General features: G+C 58.6%; 18 protein-coding genes and 1 tRNA gene. 5 read left to right on the top strand and 14 right to left on the bottom strand.

Going from position 1 to position 18,168, the window contains the following annotated elements:
* Both B145_RS29060 and B145_RS0109640 read left to right on the top strand, forming a co-directional pair.
* A partial coding sequence (locus tag B145_RS29060; RefSeq protein WP_033406836.1) for a hypothetical protein occupies positions 1-312 on the top strand: 312 nt, incomplete at its 5' end.
* A gap of 518 nt (positions 313-830) precedes the next feature.
* Positions 831-907: transfer RNA gene (locus B145_RS0109640), tRNA-Val, on the top strand.
* Between the two features lie 197 nt (positions 908-1,104).
* On the opposite strand, the gene B145_RS29065 is transcribed toward B145_RS0109640, so the two are convergent.
* Both B145_RS29065 and B145_RS0109650 read right to left on the bottom strand, forming a co-directional pair.
* Positions 1,105-1,548: a hypothetical protein gene (locus tag B145_RS29065; protein ID WP_157288355.1), complete on the bottom strand. Its 444-nt coding sequence runs from the start codon at positions 1,546-1,548 to the stop codon at positions 1,105-1,107.
* Positions 1,549-1,763: 215 nt separating this feature from the next.
* Entirely contained in the window at positions 1,764-3,737 is a 1,974-nt protein-coding gene (locus tag B145_RS0109650) for a DNA topoisomerase IV subunit B (protein WP_018606964.1), read from the bottom strand.
* Positions 3,738-3,880: 143 nt separating this feature from the next.
* On the opposite strand from B145_RS0109650, the gene B145_RS0109655 reads away from it, so the two are divergent.
* Positions 3,881-4,993, top strand: a complete 1,113-nt coding sequence (locus B145_RS0109655) for an HD-GYP domain-containing protein (protein WP_018606966.1) — start codon at positions 3,881-3,883, stop codon at positions 4,991-4,993.
* Positions 4,994-5,015: 22 nt separating this feature from the next.
* Here the strand turns inward: B145_RS0109655 and dnaQ are convergent, their stop codons facing one another.
* The 5 genes from dnaQ to B145_RS0109680 all read right to left on the bottom strand — a co-directional run bounded on the left by dnaQ (position 5,016) and on the right by B145_RS0109680 (position 10,256).
* Positions 5,016-5,732, bottom strand: a complete 717-nt coding sequence (gene dnaQ / locus B145_RS0109660) for a DNA polymerase III subunit epsilon (protein WP_018606968.1) — start codon at positions 5,730-5,732, stop codon at positions 5,016-5,018.
* A gap of 22 nt (positions 5,733-5,754) precedes the next feature.
* On the bottom strand, positions 5,755-6,516 hold the full coding sequence (gene tpiA / locus B145_RS0109665; RefSeq protein WP_018606970.1) for a triose-phosphate isomerase: 762 nt from the start codon (positions 6,514-6,516) through the stop codon (positions 5,755-5,757).
* A gap of 71 nt (positions 6,517-6,587) precedes the next feature.
* Positions 6,588-7,955 carry a DNA repair protein RadA gene (gene radA, locus B145_RS0109670; RefSeq protein WP_018606971.1) on the bottom strand — a complete coding sequence of 456 codons (1,368 nt, stop codon included), beginning with the start codon at positions 7,953-7,955 and terminating at the stop codon, positions 6,588-6,590.
* Positions 7,955-9,022 (bottom strand): alanine racemase, encoded by a 1,068-nt coding sequence (gene alr / locus B145_RS0109675; protein WP_018606973.1) that lies wholly within the window; start codon positions 9,020-9,022, stop codon positions 7,955-7,957. Before alr ends, radA begins: the two co-directional genes overlap by 1 nt.
* Positions 9,023-9,302: 280 nt before the next feature.
* Positions 9,303-10,256 carry a LysR family transcriptional regulator gene (locus tag B145_RS0109680; protein WP_018606975.1) on the bottom strand — a complete coding sequence of 318 codons (954 nt, stop codon included), beginning with the start codon at positions 10,254-10,256 and terminating at the stop codon, positions 9,303-9,305.
* Between the two features lie 171 nt (positions 10,257-10,427).
* Between B145_RS0109680 and lplT the strand changes: the two genes are divergently transcribed.
* The gene (lplT, locus tag B145_RS0109685) at positions 10,428-11,687 is read left to right on the top strand and encodes a lysophospholipid transporter LplT (RefSeq protein WP_018606977.1); all 1,260 of its coding nucleotides are present in this window, start codon (positions 10,428-10,430) and stop codon (positions 11,685-11,687) included.
* A gap of 30 nt (positions 11,688-11,717) precedes the next feature.
* Here the strand turns inward: lplT and B145_RS0109690 are convergent, their stop codons facing one another.
* The 7 genes from B145_RS0109690 to moaC form a co-directional block, all read right to left on the bottom strand.
* The gene (locus B145_RS0109690; protein ID WP_018606979.1) at positions 11,718-11,981 is read right to left on the bottom strand and encodes a DUF2164 domain-containing protein; all 264 of its coding nucleotides are present in this window, start codon (positions 11,979-11,981) and stop codon (positions 11,718-11,720) included.
* Positions 11,982-11,992: 11 nt separating this feature from the next.
* On the bottom strand, positions 11,993-12,796 hold the full coding sequence (locus B145_RS0109695; RefSeq protein WP_018606981.1) for a uracil-DNA glycosylase: 804 nt from the start codon (positions 12,794-12,796) through the stop codon (positions 11,993-11,995).
* Positions 12,793-13,239: a ribosomal protein S18-alanine N-acetyltransferase gene (gene rimI / locus B145_RS0109700; protein WP_018606983.1), complete on the bottom strand. Its 447-nt coding sequence runs from the start codon at positions 13,237-13,239 to the stop codon at positions 12,793-12,795. Before rimI ends, B145_RS0109695 begins: the two co-directional genes overlap by 4 nt.
* The gene (gene tsaB, locus B145_RS0109705) at positions 13,236-13,913 is read right to left on the bottom strand and encodes a tRNA (adenosine(37)-N6)-threonylcarbamoyltransferase complex dimerization subunit type 1 TsaB (RefSeq protein WP_018606985.1); all 678 of its coding nucleotides are present in this window, start codon (positions 13,911-13,913) and stop codon (positions 13,236-13,238) included. The genes rimI and tsaB overlap by 4 nt, the downstream gene beginning before the upstream one ends.
* Positions 13,914-13,957: 44 nt before the next feature.
* Positions 13,958-14,410, bottom strand: a complete 453-nt coding sequence (locus tag B145_RS0109710) for a SixA phosphatase family protein (RefSeq protein WP_018606987.1) — start codon at positions 14,408-14,410, stop codon at positions 13,958-13,960.
* Positions 14,410-15,966, bottom strand: a complete 1,557-nt coding sequence (locus B145_RS25120) for a CYTH and CHAD domain-containing protein (protein ID WP_018606989.1) — start codon at positions 15,964-15,966, stop codon at positions 14,410-14,412. The genes B145_RS0109710 and B145_RS25120 overlap by 1 nt, the downstream gene beginning before the upstream one ends.
* A gap of 76 nt (positions 15,967-16,042) precedes the next feature.
* Positions 16,043-16,522 carry a cyclic pyranopterin monophosphate synthase MoaC gene (gene moaC, locus B145_RS0109720; protein WP_018606991.1) on the bottom strand — a complete coding sequence of 160 codons (480 nt, stop codon included), beginning with the start codon at positions 16,520-16,522 and terminating at the stop codon, positions 16,043-16,045.
* A 56-nt stretch (positions 16,523-16,578) separates the two neighbouring features.
* Between moaC and B145_RS25125 the strand changes: the two genes are divergently transcribed.
* Positions 16,579-18,093 carry a M48 family metalloprotease gene (locus tag B145_RS25125; protein WP_018606993.1) on the top strand — a complete coding sequence of 505 codons (1,515 nt, stop codon included), beginning with the start codon at positions 16,579-16,581 and terminating at the stop codon, positions 18,091-18,093.
* Positions 18,094-18,168: the final 75 nt, after the last annotated feature.

Genomic DNA, 18,168 nt, shown 5'->3' on the forward strand with positions numbered 1-18,168 from the left:
ATCAAACTCTTAAGTTCAATCTTTTTTACAAGCTCAACTCAAATTCATTTACTGACATTTGGTGTTGAGTATTCAATCATTTTGCATGCTGTCTTGCGACAGCGGCTTCTGATCAAGCACTCACACCTATCGGTTGTTCAACTTTTTAAAGAGCGTCTCGTTTGCTGCGAGAGGGGCGCATTCTACACGCCTCACATTCAGAGTCAAGCACTTTGTTTTAACTACCAACAACCTGCCCAACTCTTCGCTAAACCGCACCAGATCTACATCTTGCTCGATTCAGCCCTTCGTTGCCGTTGCTTGTTTGCGTGAGCAGCGAAGGAGATGAATTATGGGACTTTCCCCAGCCCGCGTCAAGGCTTTTCTTGCGAAAGGTTTTCAGACTGCCTGGATAGTCAGGCATTTGGCTTGTAGAAGATCGTCATGCTTCGCCTTGCACCTCCCCATCCAGCCAATCCATGAAGCGTCACTTCTGAATTGCTCTTGCAAGAACAAGAAATGAAGCCCCTATGTTGTATATGGATATGGGCATTGATGAAACGCGCTACTCCACGAAGGGGTGTCAACGCCCTGCTTTTTTGCGGTCCGTTGCAAAGCACAAGACAACACTGGTAGTGCATGGCGTTAAAACACGCGGTCTCCTATAACAAGCATCCCGTATCCGTCCATAATATCCGCACACTCTTCAGGCTTGCAGTCATTCAAGCTCAATACCCGAAGAAGGAAAACAGCGCATCAAAGCACGGGAACAAAAACTTTCGGTGAGGTGTTTGACAAGCTCGTAAAAATCCCTATAATGCTGCCTCTCACGACGACATTCATGTTGTTGCGGGCGGTTAGCTCAGTTGGTACGAGCGCGTCCTTCACACGGACGAGGTCACTGGTTCGAGCCCAGTACCGCCCACCAATTCAAGACAAGGGCTTGCGATGATGTCGCAGGCCCTTGTTACATTCCGGCTCCAGTTTTTCTGCCAAGAATCCACTACTGGTAATTCGCTTGGATTGAATCATTGAAACGGCATATAACAACAAAGGCTTGCAACTGACGTTGCAAGCCTTTGTTTTGTATCGGTCTATCAGGTTGCGTCCAAGCCCCCATCCCGGCTATGCAGGGATATGCTCTCCAACCTTGCCGCAATGCGGGCATTTGTATTTACCCCAGGCCCAAGCAATGAATATGACACCAGGGAGCACCCAAAACAGGATCAGGATCAATGCAACAAGCTGTGGCATTGTGTGATTCCGCATCCAGGTTTTCATCTGCCCAGTAAATCCGCAGGAGGTACAGCGCCGTTGCCCCGGAATACCAGAGATGGCCCCCACTACGGCAGGCTGACGCACACCACACTTGGGGCAAATCTCTGCTTTAGCCTTAATGACTGCGCCGCATTCCTGGCAAAATTTCTCGTCTGCTGATTTTTGTGAAGCTTCCATATCTCCCCCAATCAAAGCGCGCTTCATATCCAAATCAGGCTCGCCGCTTTTGCGGGTAGCCGTTCTATACAAAGCACATAGTCTATAGTCATGCGATTCTATCGCTTTCCACATCACCTCGGACTGCTCCGGGAGGAAGCTCAGCATAAAAAGTGGCGCGCGAGCCCTTGTACAGCACAATGCAGCAGAACAATTTTGTCATCGGCTCTTTCGGCCATAACAAATGCATGCTCTTGAAATGAAAATGCCCCGACTGTGGGCAGCTGATGTGCTCCACAATCAGGGCATGGGGCAAGCCTTAATCAGGCTCAACCATTTTGCATGATGGCTTACAGGTCTGCTTCCACCAGGTTACCTTTGGCCTCCATCCACGCACGGCGGCTTGATGCCTCGCCCTTCCCCATGAGGAGATCAAACAAAGCCAGTGTTCGCGCATCAATGCCTTGATCAATCGTCACCGGCAGTACCCGGCGGGTAGCCGGGTCCATGGCGGTTTCTTTGAGTTGGGCCGGTTGCATTTCGCCCAGCCCTTTGAAGCGGCCGATTTCCAGTTGTTCTTCCCGGAAACCTTCTTTGATCAGACGATCGCGGATAGAAGCCCGTTCGCCTTCATCGAGCGCATAGAAGCGCCGCGCTGGGCGTTTTTTGCCTTGTGCGGGAACGTCGATCCGGAACAGTGGCGGCAAGGCGATAAATACATGGCCCTTGGCAACCAGGCGTGGGAAGTGACGCAGGAACAGGGTCAGCAGCAAGGTCTGAATGTGTGAACCATCCACGTCGGCATCGGCCATGATGATGATTTTGCCGTAACGCAGATGATCCAGAACCGAATCCGAGGCCTCTGGCGTGTGCGGATCCACGCCGATGGCGACCGATATGTCGTGGATTTCGGCATTGGCAAAGAGCCGATTGGGGTCGATTTCCCAGGCATTCTGCACTTTGCCACGTAGCGGCAAGATAGCTTGTGTTTCCCGCTCCCGCGCCAGCTTGGCCGAGCCGCCTGCGGAATCCCCTTCCACCAGATACAGCTCGTTGTCGGCAATGTTCTCGCTTTCGCAATCGGCCAATTTGCCGGGGAGCACGGCTACGCCACTGCTCTTTTTCTTTTCGACCTTTTGCGCATCTTTCAGGCGGGATTGCGCCTGCTTGATCGCCAGTTCGGCAATCGCTTTGCCGAATTCGACATTCTGGTTGAGCCATGCCTCGAAGGGGTGAAGCAACATGGTGGAGACCAGCTTGACGGCTTCACGGCTATTGAGTTTTTCCTTCACCTGTCCCTGGAACTGTGGGTCAAGGATACGGGCAGAGAGTACGTAGCTCATCTTGCCACACACGTCTTCTTGCTGAAGCTTGACGCCCTTGGGAAGCAGACTGTGGTGTTCGATAAAGCTCTTCACCGCTTCAAACACACCGCTGCGCAAGCCGGATTCGTGTGTGCCACCGGCCACAGTCGGAATCAGGTTGACGTAGCTCTCACCCAGCTGGATGCCGTCGAACCAACCGAATGCCCAGGCTACCCCCTCGCCCACGGCAAAGTCTTCGTCCTCGCCGGCATACTTCTCACTGGCATAGATCGGGGTGATGGGCTCGGCGCCGCTGGCCATTTCACGCAGATAACCCGGCAAGCCATCCTGATAGCGCCATTCCTGTTTGACAAGGCTGCCATCAGCCTGCTCGACTTCCAGAATCACACGAACACCGGGCAGCAGCACGGCCTTGGAACGCAGCAGGCGCTCAAGTTCGTTCATCGGCACCTTTGGGGAGTCGAAATACTTGCCATCGGGCCAGACCCGCACGCGGGTGCCGGTCTGTCGACCACAAGAGCCTGCCTCCACCAGTTTGCCGATATCGCGCCCGCCATCGGCAAAGGCGATTTGGTGGACCTGCCCTTCACGGCGCACTTCCACTTCCACGCGCTGCGACAGCGCCGTCGTCACCGCCACGCCCACGCCGTGCAAACCACCCGAAAATGCGTAGGCCGAGTTACCGGACTTTTTGTCGAACTTGCCACCCGCGTGGAGCACGGTATAGGCCAACACCACAACCGGCACCTTTTCCACCGGATGTGGGCCAACCGGAATGCCACGGCCATCGTCCGTCACCGTGAACGAGCCATCACGCAACACCAGTACGTGGATATTTTTGGCAAAGCCTGCCAAAGCCTCATCGGCGGCGTTGTCGATCACTTCCTGGATGATGTGGCAGGGGGAATCAGTCCTGGTGTACATACCGGGACGCTCGCGCACCGGCTCCAGCCCTTTGAGAACACGGAAAGAGGATTCGTCGTACTGCTTCTGGCTCATGGTTCTGCGGATGGAAAGCTAAATTCAAGGGGTGAATTCTTTCACAATCAGAAAGAGTTCGCTCGTGCAATCATCTATCAAGTTTCTCTGAGCAAACACGTTACCATTGCTAATCCATTGATCTGACGGCAACAAGGCTCGTTATGCATCACATTCCTCCGAAACTATTGTTACTTGATAAACCCCTGCCCTGGGATGTTTTTGATAGTTCGGGGGCGCTTCTACTGTGCAAGGGCTACCAGCTGACCCGTGAATCACAGCGGGATGTGCTGCTGGCCCACGGCCTGTACGTGGATGAAAGCCTGATCGGGAGCAGCATCTACAAGCTACCGCCGGAGCCCCCCAAGACCACCGATCCGTTTCGCCTGTGGGATAGCATCATCTCTGAGCTGGGGGCGCTGCTGCGCAACATGCGCCTGGAGGTGGATTTCCGCGCCCAGATCAAAGGGTTGACCAAGCTGATCCATGATCTTTCCCTGCGTAACCCAGATACGGCCCTGGCGGCCATCATCCTTTCCGGTCAGAAGCAATACCCCATCATCCACAGCATCCACGTAGCAGTCATGTGTGAGCTGGTCGCCCAACGCCTTGGCTGGGAGTCTGACCGGCGTGAAAGCCTTGTCTGTGCCGCACTCACCATGAACCTTGCCATGCTGGATGTGCAGCAGACGCTGTGCACCCAACGCATGGCCCCCAGCCCCGTGCAACGCCAGGAAATCCACCGCCACCCACAATTTGCTGTCGATCTACTCGTGGAAGTGGGGATTGAAGACAAGGTCTGGTTACAGGCTGTTGCGGAGCACCATGAACGCCTCGGCGGCGGTGGCTACCCTTTCGGGATTACCCATCCGAGCGAAGAGGCACTCCTGATCCAGACGGTGGACATCTTCACCGCCAAAGTCAGCCCCCGAGCTGCACGCAAGCCAGTCAGCCCGCAAGAGGCGGCCAGAACGCTGTACATTCAATCTGGCGGAGGCAGGAGCAATCCGTTTGTGACGGTACTGATCAAGGAGATCGGCATCTTCCCGCCCGGCACCTTTGTGTTGCTCTCCAATGGCGACAAAGCACTGGTCACCCGGCGAGGGGAAGCCGCCAATACGCCGCAGGTACTGAGTCTGGTCAACGCCACTGGGGGTGCATACCCCACCCCGGCAGTCCGGAATACAGCGCACAAGCCTTTCGATATTGTGGCTGTGATCCCGCGAGATCAGATCAATGTGCAGATCGATACGGAAAGGATCTGGCGTGCAGTGTAAGCAACGCAGCAGATAAAAGAATTCAGGCTGCGACTTCGGGCTCAGGTGGCAACCACAGACACTTGGCCTTCTTGGCAATTTCCTGCAGCACCTTGTCGTGGCCCTGCATCTCCTCGTCTGTCGCGCGCAGAACCTTGATGGCTCGACGCTCACCCAGGCCGATGCCGCCGCGCTCATCAGAAGCCGACTCGCCCTGTTCCGCCTCAAACCCCATCGCCAGGCTTTCCTGACCACGGGTCATTGCCAAATACACCTCAGCCAGCAATTGGGCATCCAGCAAGGCACCGTGCAGGGTACGGTGGGAATTGTTGATCGCGTAGCGCTCACACAGAGCATCCAGCGATGCCTTCTTGCCAGGGAACATTTCCTTGGCAACCTTCACCGTATCCATCACATCCGGGCAGAGGATGGTGAGCTTGGTACGCTTGATGCGCTCCTGCTCCATGTTCAGGAAGCCGGTATCGAAGGCAGCGTTGTGAATAATCAACTGCGCGCCGGTCACGAACTCCTCAAAATCTGCCGCAATGGTGCGGTAGAGGGGCTTGTCCGCGAGAAACTCGTCGGACAAGCCGTGGATGCGTTCAGAGTCGCCCACCTCCCGCTCGGGATTCAGATAGACGTGGTAGCTGCGTCCCGTCAGCTTGCGGTCGAGCAACTCCACACAACCGATTTCAACCACGCGGTCTCCACCACGCCAGTCAAGGCCAGTTGTTTCGGTATCCAGAACGATCTGACGCATCCAGTCCTGCTCCTGCTAGGTGTTAAGCGACCGAAGCCACCAAGGCCTTATAGATTGCCACAAATTCAGCAGCATTCAAGGCAGCGGAGCCGATCAGGCCACCATCCACGTTCGGCAGGGTGACGATGCTGGCAGCGTTGCTGCCCTTCATGCTGCCGCCGTACAGGATCGGCAGGCCGGCTACGGCAGCGCTGCGCTTGGTGAGGTAGGCACGCACGAAGGAGTGCACGGCCTGGATCATGTCTGGCGTAGCGGCCACGCCAGTGCCGATGGCCCAGCGAGGTTCGTAGGCCAGGATGATGTTGGCGTTGTCAGTCCCCACCACGGCAAACAGGGCGTCGAGCTGGGCGGTCAGCACGGCTTCGGTCTGGTTGGCTTGGCGCTCTTCCAGGCTTTCACCGATACAGACGACCGGGATCAGGCCGGTTTCGATCACGGCCTTGGCCTTGCGGGCGATCTGTTCGTTGTGCTCGCCATGGAAGGTGCGGCGCTCGGAGTGGCCGACGATCACGTATTCAACGCCCACGTCCTTGAGCATCGGGCCAGCCACTTCACCTGTGTAGGCGCCCTTGGCGAACTCGGAAATGTCTTGTGCGCCCACGCCAATGCCACTGCCAGCGGTGATCTGCTTGAGTTGCGGAATGTAGGGGAACACCGGGCAGACCACCATACCGACGCGCGCATCCAGCGCGGGCAGCTCGGCACGGATGCCATCGATCAGCGCCTTGTTGTCAGCTAGGCTGCCATGCATCTTCCAGTTACCGATCACCCATTTCTTCAACATGTTTGAATCCTCCAGATTAAGATTTGTGCAATTGAACAACTAATATTCTAACCTGCTCCGCCAGGGCTGCGTCACTGGTGGAGTTCCCTTAGTGCGGTAAGCGCCTGGTCGATCCGTTCCACAGCTATCACCTTCATCCCGGGGATGTCTTGTTTGGGGGCGTTACTGCTGGGGATGAGCGCCATCTCGAAGCCCAGTTTGGCCGCTTCCTTCAGGCGCTCCTGCCCGCGTGGTGCCGGCCGGATTTCGCCTGCCAGCCCCACTTCGCCAAAGGCCACCAGCTTGCGCGGCAAAGCCCGGCCAGACAGTGAGGAAACGATCGCCAGCGACACGGCCAGATCGGCTGCCGGTTCGGTGATTTTGACGCCGCCCACTGCATTGATGAATACGTCTTGATCGGCACATTGAATCCCCCCGTGGCGGTGCAGCACCGCCAGCAGCATCGCCAGCCGGTTCTGCTCCAGGCCGACTGATAGCCTTCTCGGGTTCATGTGTGCTGCATCGACCAGCGCCTGGATTTCCACCAACAGGGGGCGGGTGCCTTCCTGAGTCACCATCACGCAACTGCCCGGCACGGGTTGAGGGTGCTGCGATAGGAACAAGGCAGAAGGGTTGCTCACCCCCCGTAAGCCCTTGTCCGTCATGGCAAACACACCGAGTTCGTTGACTGCCCCAAAACGGTTCTTGAAGGCCCGCACGAGGCGAAAGCTCGAATGCGTATCCCCTTCAAAGTACAGCACGGTATCCACGATATGCTCCAGCACACGCGGCCCGGCGAGCGCTCCATCCTTGGTGACGTGGCCGACCAGCACCATCACCATACCGTTGGATTTGGCATGGCGCGTGAGTTGCGCCGAGCATTCCCGTACCTGGGCCACGGAACCGGGCGCTGATTGCAGCACTTCGGAATACATGGTCTGGATGGAGTCGATCACCACCACTTGGGGGCGGGTGTCACGCAAGACGTTAAGGATCTTCTCCAGCGAGATTTCCGGCAGCAGCGGCAAACCCTTCGCGTCCAACTGGAGGCGCTGGGCGCGGAGCGCAACCTGCTCGGCAGATTCCTCACCACTCACATACAACACCTTCTGGGTGCGCAGGAGGCTGGCCAAGGCCTGCAACAACAAGGTCGATTTGCCGATGCCGGGATCACCCCCGATCAGCACCACCATGCCCGGCACCAGACCACCGCCCAACACGCGGTCAAGTTCTTCAACCCCGGTCGACTGACGCGGGGCTTCGCGCGGATCAATCTCCCCTAGCGTCTGGAGCTTGCCGCTGCTGGCGGCCAGCGCCGCAAAGCGCGCCGAGGATGAGGGTTGCTCGGCCACCCCTTCCACCAGGGTATTCCAGTTGCCACAAGCGGGGCATTGCCCCTGCCATTTGCTGCTCTGCCCCCCGCATTCGGTACAGATATAAACGCTTTTCGCCTTGGCCATCAGCACTCCACCACGGGCACACGTTGGGCCAGGGCACAGAACAATTCATAACTCACCGTACCTGCTGCCGTTGCCACCTCATCGGCAGGCATGCCCTCGCCCCACAAGGTGACGCTGCTGCCCACATCGGCATCGATATCGGTAAGGTCACACGCCAGCATATCCATGGAGACCCGCCCCAGGGTACGGGTGCGTTGGCCGTTGACCAGGATCGGCGTGCCGGTCGGGGCATGGCGTGGATAACCGTCGGCATAGCCACAGGCCACAGTGCCAACCCGCATCGAACGGTCCGCCGTAAAGGTGGCGCTGTAGCCCACAGCTTCACCAGCCTGAAGGCTCTGTACACCGATGACCCGGCTGGCAAAGGTCATTACCGGGCGCAGACCGATTTGTTCGGCACTTTGCAGGTCCGGCATGGGGGAGCCGCCATACAGCATGATGCCGGGGCGCACCCATTGATGATGGGCATGGGGATAACGCAGCAGGGCTGCGGAGTTCGCCACGCTGCATGCCAGCCCGGTGGGGAGCGCCGCCGCTTCAAAACGCGCCAGTTGCGCATCAATCCCTGTGCCGTCGGCACAGGCAAAGTGCGTCATCACGCCGATCTGACCAACCTTGCCGCTGGCGCGCAAACGATTCAATACGGTAGCAAGTTGTTCTGGCACAAAACCCAGCCGGTTCATGCCGGTATTGAGCTTCACGAAAACATCCAGTGGGTGTTCCAACTCCGTCAATTCCAGCATGCGCAACTGCTCTTCGCAATGGATAGCAGAGGTGATGGAGTGAGCCGCCGCCAGCTGCAGATCGTCGTGGGCAAAGAAGCCTTCCAGCAACACGATGGGCTGGGTAAAACCGGCACCACGCAAGCTCATCGCCTCAGCCAGCTCTAGTAGGGCAAACCCATCAGCCACATCCCGGACTGCCTCTGCGCAACGCAAGAGCCCGTGCCCATAGGCATTGGCCTTGACCACCGCCAGGGCCTGGGCTTTGCCCGCCAGATTCTTGGATAAGAGGTAGTTGTGGCGAAAGGCTTGGGGATCGATACGGGCCAGGATGGGACGAGACATGATGTTCAATAGGTTCAGGAGATCAAGGTTCCTGGCCCGGCTGCAAGCCGTGCCCGGAACAACGGGAGGTGCACAGTGTACCCCTCCCGCCTCCTATCCGCGTCAATCATGTCAAACAATTGCTCGCCATCCCGCGGCAGAACCAGTTCAGAATCTGTAGCGAGAAGCCGTCAGCGGGATGAAGAGCAGCGCAGAAACCGGAGTCTATTTGCATAGATGAGGATTTCGAGCAGCGCATGAACCCCGATCACGGCCTCGCAGTAAGATTATGAACAGGTTCTCAGGGCTGGGGCTGGCTCGAAATCTTGTTAAGCGACGAGGCAGGCATCACCACACCCTGCTCAATTTCGGAGAACAGCTTGACCGTAAATTCGGCAAAGGTCGAATGCAGGCGGGCACGGAAGCGGTCCTTGGGAACCAACACATTCAGCGAAGAATACAGGCGCGGCTCCAGCGAGACCCCCGTCAACGCATCATCCTTGCGGGCACGCAGGGCCGCACTGGCCACCAGCGCAAAACCCAGCCCCTGCTCGACCAGATGCAAAATACTGGCCAAAGACCCCAGTTCGGCGCGCCGGTTGAGTGTTTCAGGTGGCACCCCGTTATTGCGGAAAAACTCTTCGGCCAGGGCACGAATCGCAGCACCCGGGTCACGGTCAACAAATGGATAACCCTGCAGGGTTTCAGCCGTCAAGGATTTGGCCGATGCCAACTCATGCCCGCGTGGCACAACCACCAGAAGTTCATCCCGGCAAGCCAGCGAGCATTCCAGCGTCGGGTCGGCGGACTGTTTTTCCACCAAACCAACATCCAGATCATGCGCAGCCACGCGATTCTCGATGTTTTCCGAGTTCGCCACGAACACGCGGGGAATCACGCGCGGGTATTTCTTGATGAACTTGTCCAGCAGCATGGGCAGCCAATAGGCTCCAATCGTCTGGCTGGTGCCGATGGTGATCACCCCGGTCAGCTCATCGGTCAATTCCGCGATCCGGGTTTCCATCTCATCAGACAAGCCCAGGATACGGTCTGCGTAAGCAAACACGATATCCCCGGCGGGAGTCAGGGTCACCTTGCCATGGCCACGGTCCAGCAAGCGGGTGTTGAATTGTTCTTCCAACTGCTTGATCTGGAAAGTCACTGCGGGCTGCGTCATGTACAACGTTTCAGCTGCACGCGTAAAAGACCCGAGTTTGGCGACGGCGTGAAACACCTGCAATCTGCGATCAGCCATTTCCTAGCTCCTGATAAATGATATTTATCAAATTGTACACTCACGTTTACTGCGGCGTCGATGCCAATCGTCAAGTGATACGCAAGATTCGAACCGGCATGCCCCAAGGAGTATGGTATAAACGCGAACATTACGAACTGATTCCCTTGGTTCGATACACAGAGAATCCCGATGGGCGCTGGTTTCTATATTGTAATGTTGGCGCAGTTTTTCTCCGCGCTGGCAGACAACGCATTGTTGATAGCCGCTATTTACATCCTGCAACAATCTGGGGTTCCAGATCAGGCTCCACTGCTGAAGTTTTTCTTCACCGTCCCCTACGTAGTATTAGCGGCTTTTGTGGGCGCGTTTGCTGACTCCATGCCCAAAGGGCGGGTGATGCTCATCAGCAATACCATCAAAGTGGTCGGCTGCACCACCATGCTCTTTGGCATGCCCCCTTTGCTGGCCTGCGGCATCGTCGGCCTAGGTGCTGCGGCCTATTCCCCAGCCAAGTACGGCATCCTGACCGAAATGCTGCCGCACTCCAAACTGGTGGTGGCCAACAGCTGGATTGAGGGGATGACGGTAGGTGCCATCATTTTCGGAACCCTGCTCGGCGGCATCCTGATCCGCCCTGATCTGGCGGCCCACATCGTCAACCTGGGGCTGCCGCTGCTGAGTACCGATATCGCCAGCGTGGCCCACGTTGCCACCCTGATCGTGGTGGGACTGTATGCCATGGCGGCGTTTTTCAACCTGTATGTGCCGGAAACCGGCGTTGACCATAAGCCACTCAAGAGCAACCCCTTGTTCCTGGTGCATGAATTCGCGCACTGCGTAACGCTGCTCTGGCGCGACAAGCTTGGGCAGATCTCGCTGGGCGTCACCACCCTGTTCTGGGGCGCAGGCGCCACCTTACAGTTCCTGGTGCTCAAGTGGGCGGAACACAATCTGTCGCTCAACCTGTCGGCTGCCACCAAAATGCAGGGCATCGTCGCCGTGGGGGTGACGATCGGCTCGATCCTCGCAGCCAAATTCATCACCCTGCGCAGGTCCGTCAAGGTGATCCCGCTTGGGATCGTCATGGGGCTGCTCATCAACGCCATGATCTTCATCCACAACAGCTATCTGGCCATGCTCCTGATGGTAGTGGTGGGCGCACTTTCTGGCTTCTTCGTGGTGCCGATGAATGCCCTGCTGCAACATCGTGGGCACGTGCTGATGGGCGCGGGTCACTCCATTGCAGTGCAGAACTTCAATGAAAACCTCAGCATCCTGGCCATGACCTACCTGTACTACCTGCTGCTGCGCTGGAATCTGCCCATCGAAATGGTCATTGCGCTATTCGGCCTCTTCACCGCCGCTGCGATGTACCTGATCAAACGGCGCCATGATGCCAACCAGCGCGAGTTCGACTCCATCGCACTACTCGAAGACAAGCATCACTGACATCCACACCACGGCAAAGGCGCTGCTTGTTCAGCGCCTTGCGCCCCGCTTACGCCAATAGGCAAATTCGTCCTCGTGACACTCGATGTCCAGCTCCATCACACGGGCCTGGAGTGCGCTTTGGGCGTCGGCAATCGCCTGATTGTAGAGACTGGGGCCGATTTCCTGGATAAAGTAATCCAGCAGCGCCCCCGCCTGCAGATTGCCCAGCGGCTCATCAAAGTTTTCCGAAAAATAGCGTTGCATCGACTCAATTGCCGCTGCGCGGGCTTCCTTGCTCAACTCGATCGCCATCGCCTCAATCCTTAATTCTTTTTGAGTGCCTGCATCTGGTCGACCGCAAAACAGAGGTCTTCCCAGGCTTTGTGCTTATCTTCCAGATTGCGCAGCAGATAAGCGGGGTGATAGGTCACCACAACAGGAATGCCGTGGCGGTCAAACACCCGGCCACGGGCGGAACTGATCTTGATTTCTGCATTCAGCAAGGTCTGCGCAGCCGGGCGCCCCAAAGCCACGATCAGGCGGGGCTTGATCAATTCGATCTGACGTTCGAGGTAGGGATGGCAGGCCGCAATCTCGCCTGCTTCCGGGGTACGATTCCCCGGAGGACGACACTTCACCGAGTTGGCGATATACACATCCTGACCACGTTGCAAGCCGATGCTGCCGAGCATGGCATCCAGCAGCTTGCCAGCCTGCCCCACAAAGGGCTCGCCGCGTTCGTCTTCCTCTGCGCCCGGCCCCTCGCCTACAAAGAGCCAATCCGCCTCACGGTCACCCACGCCGAACACCGTCTGCTTGCGCGCCTTGCACAAACCGCAGGCACGACAATCTTTGACGGCTTGATCCAGTTCCTCCCAGCCCATATGGGCCAGACCAGATCCTTTCGCAGCGGCATCCCTTGGGGCAGGCGTTGCGGCCGGCGCACTGACCGCTTCCAGAACAGTCTGCGCCACCCGGCTGACCGCCTGGGCAATCGGCACTGGCGGTGCCGGACGCGGATCAGCCACCGGCGTCACGAGTTCGGGCTCAGCCGCATGCTCCGCCCCACGTAGATGCCAGAGCGGGGCAAGCCCCATTTCAGCCAGAATCTGTTCGCGGCGGCTCACAGCTCGCTCCTCATCACCAGGGCATCCTCCCGCCCTTGCGCAGCGGGGTAATAGCCCTTGCGCAGACCGATCTGCTCAAAGCCACGGCGCCGATAAAAATCCAAGGCATGCACATTGGAGGGGCGCACTTCCAGAAACATGCTGGCGGCTCCGTTTTGCACGGCCACTTTTTTGAGGTGGGCCAGCAGGCAATCGCCCTGCCCCTGCTTTTGCCACTGCGGCAGAATGCTGATATTCAGCAGATGGGCTTCATTAATCACCAGCATCAGCACCGCATAGCCGATGGTTTCTGCGCCACATCGCATCACCCAACTGCTGTAACCAGCCGAGAGGGCATCACGAAAATTGTTGAGGCTCCAGGGGAAAGGGTAAATTTCCCGCTCCTGCTCGGCCACCCAGAGCAGGTCATCTTCACGCATCGGGGTGAAGTTGGGCGCACTCACGCCTTACCCCCTGCCGCCAGACGTTCGGCCACGGTCAAGGCAACACGATCCCGCACGTAGAGCGGGGCTGCTTCGGCCGCATCCACCCAATTCGTGGAACCCGCCAGACGTGCCACCGCTGCCGCACCGGGCACCGCGTTGGCGTCCTGTACCACAATCTTGTCAGCCAACGCAGCAACGCATTCTGGATAGACCCGGAACGCGGTACCCACCCCCACCCAACCCGCTTGTGCAGGTACAGGCATGGCAGAGGGCACGACACAGACAGGCGCCAGATCGGTCTGCCAGCCCTGTTCGCCGCGCACATAGCGGGCCACGTAGACCTCGCTCATCCGCGCATCCATGGCGCAGTACACCTGGGAGGCATCACAACCTTCCGCCAGCGCCAGCAGGCTATCAACAGGCGCGACAGGCAGCCCCAGACCGACCGCCAGCCCCTGGGCCACGCTACAGGCCAGGCGCACCCCGGTAAAGGCGCCGGGGCCACGGCCAAAGGCAATTACGTCCAGCTCTGCCAGACGGACTTTGTGCCTAGCGAGCAGCTCGCGCACCAAGGGCAACAATCCGGCCGAATGCGCAGGGGGGCTCACCAAGGTTTGCGAGTGCAACTCGCCATCGCACAGCAAGGCGACCGAAGCGATCTCGCAGGAGGTTTCGAGGGCTAGAATTTTCATGGGTCGGCCATTTTAGCGCAGAGCGGGGATGGCCGTGCCGACCCTCACACAAAACTGGCTGAAATCACCGCCCGCAATTCGGTACCCAGCTTGCCATCACGTTCGCGGTACTGGAACCACCACAGTGCCCCCTTACGCACGGCAAATTCCTTTTTCTCGCTATCGAGCAGCAAGGCTGCGGCCTCGCCCAAAGCGGGTTGGTGACCCACCAGCAACACCGCATCACGCGAGCTGGGCCAATCTGCGGCAGTCAGCAGATTCCCCCCGCGCGCGCTGATGCCGATTTCGGGGCATAGCTCATACTCGCGCCGCCATGCTTCAATAGTTTGACGTGTGCGCACCGTCGGGCTGACCAGGATGCGCAAGCGGCGTGGCGCATGGGCATCCAGCCAGCGCGCCACAGCCTTGGCCTGTTCGCGGCCATGCGGAGTCAGGGTACGGGTGGCATCGGGAATACCAGGAGCCGCTTCGGCATGTCGCCACAACAAAAGATCCATCAACTGTCTCCGTGATGAGGGGCCGCCACACTCTGGCTCCCCTTGTGTATTGATTTATCCAGCTTTCGCCAAGGCGCACGGGCTTCGAGCAGCCGGGCCGAACGCTCCAGTACGGCCTGCCGTAAGGCTGCCGCCTGGGGCGCATGCCAACCACGCACAAATCCCCCCGCTTCGCGCAGGGCAGGCTGTTTGTCGCCCCAGGCATGGAAGTAGACCTGGGCAACCTCCAGATCATTCAGATGCCCCAGATCGTCTTGCAGGCTTGAGAGCTGCTTGAGGTACTCCACCACGGTTTTTTGTACCATCAACGGGGCAAAGAATTCCAGGGCATAGCGCATACGCTTGAAGCCGATGCGCAATTTATGCAAAGCCACCGGACCAGGGTCAGCCACCGCTTGAGCCAGACGCACCCGCAGGCGTTTGCGCAGGCGGCGCAGGCAGGCATGGGCGAATATCACCAGGGACTGCCCCGCCCCCACATCGGCCAAACCATTCAGTTCCTGCGCAAATTTGAGCAAAGGGGCGCCGCAATTGCTCTGGCGCATCTGCTCCCGCGCAACACGCTTGGCGCCCTGCCGGGCCTGATCACAGCACACCTGCAAAGCCAGCAACGCATCGTCATCCGGGCTATCTGCCACAACAGGTGCGACCACCGAAGCCAGCAACACATCCATATCCCTCGCCACTCCCATTCCATTGGCCAAACGGGTCAGCACCTCCGTCCATTCACTGACGAATTGGGCTGGCAGCGCTTTGGCAAACACCCGGACCAGGGTGCGCAGGCGGCGCAACGACACTCGCATCTGATGCACATAATCGGGGGCATCCAGATTCAAGGCCCCCCAGGTGTTGGCCTGCCAGGCCTGTAGAATCTGAAAGCCCAAGGCTTTGAACGCCTGCACGGGGCTTTGTTGGGCATGGATGCAAGAAGGCTGGGCACGCACCGGGCGAACCGGTTCGTCACGAAAGAGCTGGTAACCGCGTGCGGCCTTACTGGGGTCGAACGGCACCACCGGCAGATCCTGCGCCAGTTCAATCGCCAGCGCCCACAGGTGGCAAGGCTCTCCATGCTCGATTTCAAGCTCCAGTTCGCAGATATCCTCTTCCCGCCCTGCGGCTTTGATCGTGCCCCGATCCACCATCGCCAAGATGCGCACCCCTTCGGCGGGCTCCAGGACAAAGGTTTCACGGTGAAAATCCGTGGAGAACAGCGGCACAATCGCTTCGCGGTGCTGCTCCAGCAAACGGCGCGGTTCATCGGCAACCGCCGAAAAATCGAATTCGCCCGAAAAGTTCTGCTCCCATTCAGGTCGGGAAGACAAGCCCCCTACCGATTCAGCAGCACATTTCACGGTTTGCAGCATCTGCTTGCCCGCTTTGCGGGTACGCAGCGCCACTTTTTTCTGTCCAAGTGCTAGATCCGGCGTGTCATAGTAAGTATTGACCAGCATCTGGATCTGCCCCAGGCGTTTGCTGCGGGCAATCAGAGGGTGTGCCAAGACCTGCGATTGAGCGCTTGGTGGAAAGACCAGCTTCAGCTCGGTTTCCTGCGCCATGGCGTTCGGTGTAAGAGTTTTACCAAACTCCGAGTTTAGACCAAATCACCTTCGCCCATCTAGCTTCAACGCACCATCATCGGGCACGCCAATGCCCAGACTTGCCGCCAAGCTTCTCCAACAGGCGCACATTTTCAATGCACATGCCACGATCCACGGCCTTGCACATATCGTAAATGGTCAGCAGCGCTACGCTGGCGGCGGTGAGCGCCTCCATCTCCACGCCGGTACGCCCCACGGTTTCGGTGGTGACCTGGCAATCCACCGCAGAGGCGGCCTCATCCACCGTGAATTCCACCGCCACACGGGTCAGGCCGATGGGGTGGCAGAGCGGGATCAGGTCCCCCGTGCGCTTGGAAGCCTGGATTGCCGCGATACGGGCAATCCCCAGCACATCGCCCTTGCTGGCGTTACCCTCGCGGATCATCGCCAGGGTGGCCGCCTGCATCACAATACGCCCGCCTGCCACAGCCCGCCGGGCGGTTTCTGCCTTGGCCCCTACATCCACCATGTGGGCCTGCCCTTGGGCATCGAAATGGGTCAGTTCTTCGCTCATAGATCTTTTTACAATATCGTACTTGTCGCGTACACAAGGGACAGTATCATAGCCGGATGAAAACGATCCCGCTCCTGACTCGTCTGCTTTCAGTTGCCGTGGCTGCCACATTGTCGCTCCAAAGCATCGCGGCGCAATTGCCGGATCTGGGGGACACGGCTTCAAGCATACTGTCTCCTGCCCTGGAAAAGAAAATCGGTGACGAGGCGCTCGCCTCCTACCGCTTTGAAGACCCCAGCTACATTGACGACCCGGAACTCGAATCCTACTTCGATACGCTGGGTTCGCGCTTGAGCGCCTCCGGGGCCACCGGGGATCGGAATTTCACCTTTTTTGTGCTGAAAGACTCCACCATCAACGCCTTCGCCATGCCCGGCGGGGTAATCGGGGTGCATTCCGGCCTGGTGGTCAATAGCCAGACGGAGTCCGAGCTTGCAGCGGTGATCTCCCACGAAATGGCGCACATCGTGCAGCACCATATCGGGCGGGGTGCGGCAGCCCAGAGCAACTCCACCGCCTGGATGCTGGCGTCCTTGCTGGTCGCCATTCTGGCAGCCCGCAACAGCCCCACCGCCACCGAGGCCGCACTGGCAACCGGGATGGCCGCTGGCACGCAAAGTCAGCTGAATTTTTCCCGTGATTTTGAACGCGAAGCAGACCGCATCGGCTTCCAGATCCTAACTGCGGCGGGTTTTGATCCCCAGGGCATGCCAAGCTTCTTCACGCGCCTGCAACAGATCACCGGCACAGAAGACAGTGCTTACGCCTTCCTGCGCACCCACCCGCTGACGGCAGACCGGATTTCCGACATGCAGGGACGCGTGCGTTCCCAGCCCTATCGGCAGGTGCCCGACTCAATCGAATACGCGCTGACCAGAGCCAAGCTGACCGTGATCCAGGAAACACCCAACGCGACCTTCCAACGCCTCCGGCACAGCGAAGGCGGCCGCATCCAGGACAAGGCCGCACGCTGGTATGGCCTGACTCTGGCCCACCTCGCCGAACGCAACTATACCGAGGCACAACGCAACTTCAACCAATTGGCGGCCCTCAAACTCAAGACCCCGATGGTTGCCACACTGGGCGCGCAGATCGAGCTTGAACAAGGCCACGGCGCCGACGCAGCCAAGATCTGCCACGCGGCCCGCAGCAGCTATCCGGGCTGGCGCACACTGTCTTACTGCGAAGCGCAAGGGCTGCTTACCGCAGGCGACGGGGAAGGCGCACTGGCCCTGGTCACAGACCTGCTCAACCTCACGCCCGGCGACTTCCGCCTGTATGCACTGGAAGCCAAAATATATACGGCTTTGAACAAACCGGCGCTGGCGCATCGCGCCCAATCGCAGGTCTACCTGATGCACGGGCTGTTGCAACCGGCCATTGAACAGATGCGTCTGGCCCAGCGCAGCCCCGGTGCCAACGCCTACGAAGAAGCCGCCATCGACGCTCATCTGCGGGAGCTGCGCATCCGCCTGTGTGAAGAAACCGACGGCAAGATCAAATCCGACCCGCGTGCCAGCGAACCATCAAAGGATGGCTCAACGTCGGATAAATGCACTAAACTGCCATAGAACAATTCATCTGCAATACTTTTGCGATCTGCACCAGACCGCCTGCCCACCGGGGTAAAACCGAGTGCTTAGGCG

The organism is Uliginosibacterium gangwonense DSM 18521, assembly GCF_000373965.1.
GTDB classification, from domain to species: domain Bacteria; phylum Pseudomonadota; class Gammaproteobacteria; order Burkholderiales; family Rhodocyclaceae; genus Uliginosibacterium; species Uliginosibacterium gangwonense.